The organism is Gemmobacter lutimaris, assembly GCF_003570715.1.
GTDB lineage: Bacteria > Pseudomonadota > Alphaproteobacteria > Rhodobacterales > Rhodobacteraceae > Gemmobacter > Gemmobacter lutimaris.
The window spans coordinates 1-5,439 of the sequence record NZ_QXXQ01000032.1 but is presented as its reverse complement, the minus strand read 5'-3'; the positions used below and the strand labels follow the sequence as shown (position 1 = coordinate 5,439).

9 protein-coding genes are annotated in these 5,439 nt (G+C 62.1%); 1 reads left to right on the top strand and 8 read right to left on the bottom strand.

The genetic code is table 11. The annotated features are described in order from the left end of the window. A partial coding sequence (locus tag D2N39_RS23495; protein WP_233557381.1) for a strawberry notch-like NTP hydrolase domain-containing protein occupies positions 1-2,057 on the bottom strand: 2,057 nt, incomplete at its 3' end. 177 nt (positions 2,058-2,234) lie between these two features. Between D2N39_RS23495 and D2N39_RS22065 the strand changes: the two genes are divergently transcribed. Next, positions 2,235-2,531 carry a hypothetical protein gene (locus tag D2N39_RS22065; RefSeq protein ID WP_119136872.1) on the top strand — a complete coding sequence of 99 codons (297 nt, stop codon included), beginning with the start codon at positions 2,235-2,237 and terminating at the stop codon, positions 2,529-2,531. A gap of 6 nt (positions 2,532-2,537) precedes the next feature. Here D2N39_RS22065 and D2N39_RS23035 read toward each other — a convergent pair whose 3' ends face one another. The 7 genes from D2N39_RS23035 to D2N39_RS22035 all read right to left on the bottom strand — a co-directional run. After that, positions 2,538-2,714: a hypothetical protein gene (locus D2N39_RS23035; RefSeq protein ID WP_158589909.1), complete on the bottom strand. Its 177-nt coding sequence runs from the start codon at positions 2,712-2,714 to the stop codon at positions 2,538-2,540. Positions 2,715-2,750: 36 nt separating this feature from the next. Next, entirely contained in the window at positions 2,751-3,452 is a 702-nt protein-coding gene (locus tag D2N39_RS22060) for an RES family NAD+ phosphorylase (RefSeq protein ID WP_119136871.1), read from the bottom strand. Further along, on the bottom strand, positions 3,449-3,850 hold the full coding sequence (locus D2N39_RS22055) for an MbcA/ParS/Xre antitoxin family protein (RefSeq protein WP_119136873.1): 402 nt from the start codon (positions 3,848-3,850) through the stop codon (positions 3,449-3,451). The genes D2N39_RS22060 and D2N39_RS22055 overlap by 4 nt, the downstream gene beginning before the upstream one ends. Before the next feature lie 58 nt (positions 3,851-3,908). Then, positions 3,909-4,553 carry an antitoxin of toxin-antitoxin stability system gene (locus D2N39_RS22050; protein WP_119136870.1) on the bottom strand — a complete coding sequence of 215 codons (645 nt, stop codon included), beginning with the start codon at positions 4,551-4,553 and terminating at the stop codon, positions 3,909-3,911. Continuing rightward, positions 4,546-4,968, bottom strand: a complete 423-nt coding sequence (locus tag D2N39_RS22045) for a hypothetical protein (RefSeq protein WP_119136869.1) — start codon at positions 4,966-4,968, stop codon at positions 4,546-4,548. The genes D2N39_RS22050 and D2N39_RS22045 overlap by 8 nt, the downstream gene beginning before the upstream one ends. Before the next feature lie 72 nt (positions 4,969-5,040). Continuing rightward, positions 5,041-5,235: a hypothetical protein gene (locus tag D2N39_RS22040; RefSeq protein WP_119136868.1), complete on the bottom strand. Its 195-nt coding sequence runs from the start codon at positions 5,233-5,235 to the stop codon at positions 5,041-5,043. Position 5,236: 1 nt separating this feature from the next. Continuing rightward, on the bottom strand, positions 5,237-5,439 hold a 203-nt coding region (locus tag D2N39_RS22035), incomplete at its 5' end, for a DUF6915 family protein (RefSeq protein WP_407645613.1).

The window sequence follows — 5,439 nt, the reverse complement described above, 5'->3', positions numbered from 1 at the left end:
CCCCAGAGGCCGAGCCGCTGCGCATAGGCGAGGTTGTGAACTGAGGTCGCCCCGGTGGCCGAGACATAGACCACCCGCGCATTCGGAAGCATGTGCTGGAGGCGCAGGCCCGCCCTGCCCTGCTGCGAGGCCTCAGTGTCGCCACGCTCGCCCTTCGAGCCGGCGGCATTGGCCATCGCGTGGCTTTCATCGAAGATGATGACACCATCGAAGTCGACCCCCAGCCAGTCGACGATCTGGTCGACGCGGGATTTCTTGGCCCCTCGCTCCTCGGACCGCAGTGTGGCATAGGTCGTGAAGAGGATGCCATCGGAGAGCGGGATGTCGCGGCCCTGCGCGAAACGCGACAGTGGCGTTACCAGCAGCCGCTCCTGACCGAGGGCCGACCAGTCGCGCTGTGCGTCTTCCAAGAGCTTGTCGCTTTTTGACACCCAGAGTGCCTTGCGGCGGCCTTGGCTCCAATTGTCGAGCAAGATGCCAGCCGACTGGCGGCCTTTGCCCGCGCCCGTGCCGTCGCCAAGGAAGAAACCACGACGGAAGCGGACGGCGTCAGCGGCATTTTCCGGCGCGGCCGAGACAATGTCGCCGGTCTCATCGACGGTCCAAGACCCCGCGAGACAGGCGCCATGCGCTTCACCCGCGTAGATCACGGTCTCCAGCTGCGCGTCGGAGAGCAGGCCGTCGCACAGGACGGCAGCAGGGAGTTTCGGACGGTAGGAGGGTTTTGGGGGCATGACCGAGGCCATGGCCGCCGATTGCACGAGCTTGGTCGGGTGTGGGACCGCGCCGAGGATATCGATCGCCTGCAGACGGAAGGTCTCGTAGATCGCATCCGATAGGCGCGCGGTATCATCGTTCTCGCCCACCTCGCGCAGGGTGTAGGCGAGATCTTCAGCCTCGATCAGCGCAATGGCTTGCGCGGGTTGGGCCGCAGAAGTCGCGCGAGATATGCCGATGGCCTTGCGCGTGGAGGGGGCAGAGTTTCCCGGAAAGAGGGAAGAACGGCTCTGACTTGCCGTGGCGGCCTGATCCGACTCAAAGCGCGGCGGAGCTTCGGCGGCGATCCGGGCGAGGAGATGCGCTGCATTTGGAGACATTGGCTGACGCAGGTCAGCGGTGACGCCACCCATCTCGCCACCACGGCATTTGTCGAAGACCGAGATCCGCGTCTCAAAGCTGGTGCCATGCTTGGCGAAAGCGGCTCCGGACACCGCGCCGGTGAAGGCCAGATGCGCGGACTCGGTCAGGCGACCGAAGGTTTCCGCCCAGGCGGACGCATCGGGCGCGAAACCGGCACCTGTGATGGCGACCAGCCGTCCACCAGGGGCCAGCCGGGCAAGCGCCGAGCGCAGATGCCGCGCCGTCGCTTCGGTGTTGCGGCCATCGACATTGGCCAAAGCCGAGAACGGAGGGTTCATCAGGATGACGCTCGGGCGAAGCCCCGTGTCCAGATGATCGTCGATCTGCGCGGCGTCGAAACAGGTGACGGAGCGGCCAGGAAACAGCAGACGCAAGAGATCAGCGCGGGTTTCAGCGAGTTCATTCAAGGCCAGAGCGCCGCCTGCGATTTCGGCCAGAATGGCAAGAAGCCCCGTTCCGGCCGAAGGCTCGAGGACCAAGTCCGCGTGGGTGATCTTTGCGGCGGCCAAGGCCGTAAGCCCCATGGGCAGCGGCGTCGAGAATTGCTGGAATCGCTCCATTTCTTCAGACCGCCGCGTATGGGTTGGCAGAAGCCCCGAAACTTTGGCGAGGATCGGCATCAGTGCGTCAAGTGATCCAGCCCGCGCCAGCAGGGCGCGGCCGAATTTCCGCAGGAAGAGGACAAGTGCCACCTCGCCCGCCTCATAAGCCAGCTTCCAATCCCAGGCGCCTGTCGCATCGGAGCCACCGAAGGCGCGCTCCATCTCAAGCCGCAGGCGCAGCGCATCGATCTGAAACCCCTGCGCCAGATCGGGCTGCAGCGCCTCGGCAACTGCGAGGATCGCGGAGGCAGGATCAGGCAGGACAGGAACAACGACCGGCGTCAGCACGGTCGGGATCAACGGTTGGAACGTCATCAGAACACCTCAGGTTGGGGAAATTGGCAGAGCCGAAGGCGCTCTCGCGCAACCTTCCAGCTCCTCCTGCCCCAACCTGCCTCTGCCTCTCGGATCTCGATCCTTGGCAGAGCGGTGGTTGATTTTGTTCCTGTTATGTTCTATATATAAAGACCAAGCCGCAAAGGAGTTTCTCCGATGGAAGACACCAGTTTTGCAGTACCCGTCACGCCCAAGCAGATCGCCTACGCGCGGTCACTGGCGCTCAAGAACCAGACGCTGTTACCTTGGGAGGTGCAGCAGGACCGGCGGGCTTTGAGTTCTTGGATCGATGCGCAGGCCAAGCTGAAACCGGTCTCCGCGCTCGACCAGCTGCCGTCCTCCAAGCAGGTCGCCTTTGCCGAGCGGCTCGCCCGGATCAAGCGGCGCGCCGTTCCGGACGAGTGCTTCCGAGACAAGGGCCTGATGTCGAAGTGGATCGACGGGAACCGGTGACGAGTATCAGTCAGCGGATGGCGTGTTGGCGTCCGGATCACCGAAGGATTTCTTCTGCCTGAGAAATGCGATCCGTAGCGCTTCCGTCGGTGACGACCGGGCGTCCAAAGCCTCGAAGAACGCCTGATAGTCACATGGCTTCAAGTTTGTGATGTCAGGGCTGTTGCCATTTGCTGATTTCATTTTTCGGACCTCCGAGGGAGCATGCGCTGTAACTTGTTAGCCGACCGCCGTAATCGAGTAGTGCGGCGTCCCATCCCAAACAAGATCCCAAGACGCGCCCGGACGGACGCTCTGGATGGCGTGTGGCTCAAAGCAGACCAGGCAATTCCCACCGGGCGCCGGAGCCCGAACTGAAGGATAGATCAAGCCCCGGGATCCGGCCCGGCGCAGATGCTGGGCCAAGCTTTGACCTTCGGGATATCCGACCACCGGATCCGGATGCAGGGCAGGATGATCCGGCTCATCGGTCATGTCGTCGAACACCCCGATAAAATCGGCCAACATTTCCACATAGCGCGCGCTGTCATTAAAGCTGCCCGTAAAGCCAAGCTCCCGCGTCCGATGCCAGGCCACCTCGCTGACGGAAACCATCACATCCCATGCGCAGTACCAAGCACCGCGCTCCTCAGTGTTGAAGCGGTTTCCGCCTGCACGGGTGTAGGTGAAGGCTGCGTTGACATGACTGTCACCATAAATGCGCAGGTCTCGGCTGCGGCGCTGCCAAGCAAGCTCGCGCGGGTCCAGATGCGGGTTGCGGCCACGTTCCGCAAGAAGACGACCGCTGGTCAGGCCCTCAATCTCTGCCAAGATCTCCATCTCGTCATCGGTATCGACAAGACCGCGCAGAGATGGCGGCTTGTGGTAGGTGGCGGGCAGGAGGCGAACGAGACCGCGATCGGAAATCTCGGTCTGCTTCATGCCCCACCACGCAACGCGTCAAGATAGGTCCGCACCGCAAGGATCTGCGGCAAACCGCCGTCGATAGCAGTGTCGACCGGACGGTTACCACCAAACAGCGGACCGGTGTTCGGCCGGGCGAACCAGCTTCGAGCCAGTGGCTCGGAGAAATAAAGCTCGAGCGACTTGTAGATGCCGATCACAGCGCTGAGCCGCAATAGTTGGTCCTTGGTGAGTTCCCCCGCAAAATCTGGCTTCTTCGCGCGCTTCCACGTACTCTCCGACATGTCGGCGAGGCCCGCCGCTTCCTTCAGGCTGAGACCCCAAGCGTCGGCCACGCGGGCATAAGCCTTCAGCGCAACGGCGTTGATCTGTGCAGGTTCTCGGATCTTCTCTGCGACTTGCATGTTGTCCTCCATTGCCACTAACATAGTTCATATGGTCTCATTGTAAAGATCAAATGAACCGATCGCTCTCTCACCCAAACCGCCGCCCTCCTTCGGTGAAGGTGTACTCGTTGACGATAATCCCCTCCTCGATGGCCTCGTCTGAAGTCAGATGGTCGTATTCGGCCTGAAGCTGGCGATAGACCCAACGTGCGAGATCACGCAGCGCTTCGGTCACAATTTCGTCCGCATCCTCAGTCGGCGGCTGCCAGATCGAGCTGTCGCGCGTGACGTCAACGGACATGGTATATTCGTGGTAATAGCGGCCCCGGTGACTGACATCCGCGGTGAGCTGGTAGAAGTTTCGCCGCTGGATCGCCTGAAGCCTGTCTGCGATGCCATGCAAGGTCGTGTCCTGAGGGGCATAATCCCTGATGCTCGTTGTCGCGCCCTTAGCGTGGCTGAGATATCCCTCGAAGGCCGCGCCGTCCCCTTGGCTCCAGAAACCCGAGAACCAGATGCAGGGCTTTTCGCGGGTGCCACCACCCATCAGCCGAACCGGGCGGGTCTTGAGGCTGACGCCGAGGATGTCGCAGACCCGCTCGAAATCCTCGTAGACCGCATCCCACCAATCGTCATAGGGCCCGAGTTCGCGATACCAACTGCGGGCTTTCTCCTTGGCAGTGTCGGAAAGTTCGGGGAACTGATAAACCGTGGTGCAGATGATATCAGGCATCGCAGTCCTCCCCGCGGAGCGCGGCCTCAAGCCATTCATGCGTGCTGGTCCAGCCGATGGATTTCCGCTTTCCGAGATCAATGACATGCGCGCCACCGCCGAAGGCGTCCAATCGGGGCCGGGAACAGGTGTACGCGACTTCGAAACCCCAGAGACCGGTGAGCTCGATCTCTTCCGCTAGGCACAGCACGAAGCGTATGACGCCTTCGATATCGCCTTCCCCCTCATCGTCATGGAACCAGAGGATTGAGCTTTCGGGACCGTCCTGTTGCGTCATGGCAAAGCCAGAGTATTCCGGATCGTCGGCACCTTCATCGTCGAGATGCAGGCGGGTCAAAAGATCGAGCGCCGCGATAGCTTTTTCGGGCGAGCCTACGTCGAGGACGCAGGAAAAGTGGGTGAAGTAGTCAGCCATAGTACCTCCAGAAATGAGAAGGCCCGGCCAGAGGGCCGGGCGGATTGGAAAATGCGGGTCGAGGAACACCAATCACTTACAGGCGACTTGCGCCCGAACCTGAGCCTCTGCATGGGCCTGCAAGAGCTCGCGGTAGTAGCGTTTGCGCGCCGGACGCCAGCTGCGGACGGCCAGCGTGTCGGGATGCAGGCGACCAATGGCGATACGCAGCATCGCGAGTGGCGTGATCCCGGGCGAGACGCCGAGATTGAGGTATGCCCGGCTCATTTCAGCGGACCTCCACGACGGGTGGCGTCCGTTGCGGATCGACGAGCGCCTCAATCTTCTCCGTGCGGCCCATCCAAGGTTCTGGCCGGATCGCCTTGACCCAGTCGGTGAAGCTCGGAATGAACCCCAGATCCTCGCGGACGTGCTGCTCGCCCACCCAGCGGGTCGGAATGATCCTGCCGGTCGACAGCGTGATCGTCGGCC

Bases quoted from the DNA above. Each gene is read 5' to 3' on its own strand.
- D2N39_RS22040 (WP_119136868.1), bottom strand. From the start codon at position 5,235: ATGAGCCGGGCATACCTCAATCTCGGCGTCTCGCCCGGGATCACGCCA.
- D2N39_RS22050 (WP_119136870.1), bottom strand. From the start codon at position 4,553: ATGCCTGATATCATCTGCACCACGGTTTATCAGTTCCCCGAACTTTCC.
- D2N39_RS22060 (WP_119136871.1), bottom strand. From the start codon at position 3,452: ATGAAGCAGACCGAGATTTCCGATCGCGGTCTCGTTCGCCTCCTGCCC.
- D2N39_RS22055 (WP_119136873.1), bottom strand. From the start codon at position 3,850: ATGGAGGACAACATGCAAGTCGCAGAGAAGATCCGAGAACCTGCACAG.
- D2N39_RS22065 (WP_119136872.1), top strand. From the start codon at position 2,235: ATGGAAGACACCAGTTTTGCAGTACCCGTCACGCCCAAGCAGATCGCC.
- D2N39_RS22045 (WP_119136869.1), bottom strand. From the start codon at position 4,968: ATGGCTGACTACTTCACCCACTTTTCCTGCGTCCTCGACGTAGGCTCG.
- D2N39_RS23035 (WP_158589909.1), bottom strand. From the start codon at position 2,714: ATGAAATCAGCAAATGGCAACAGCCCTGACATCACAAACTTGAAGCCA.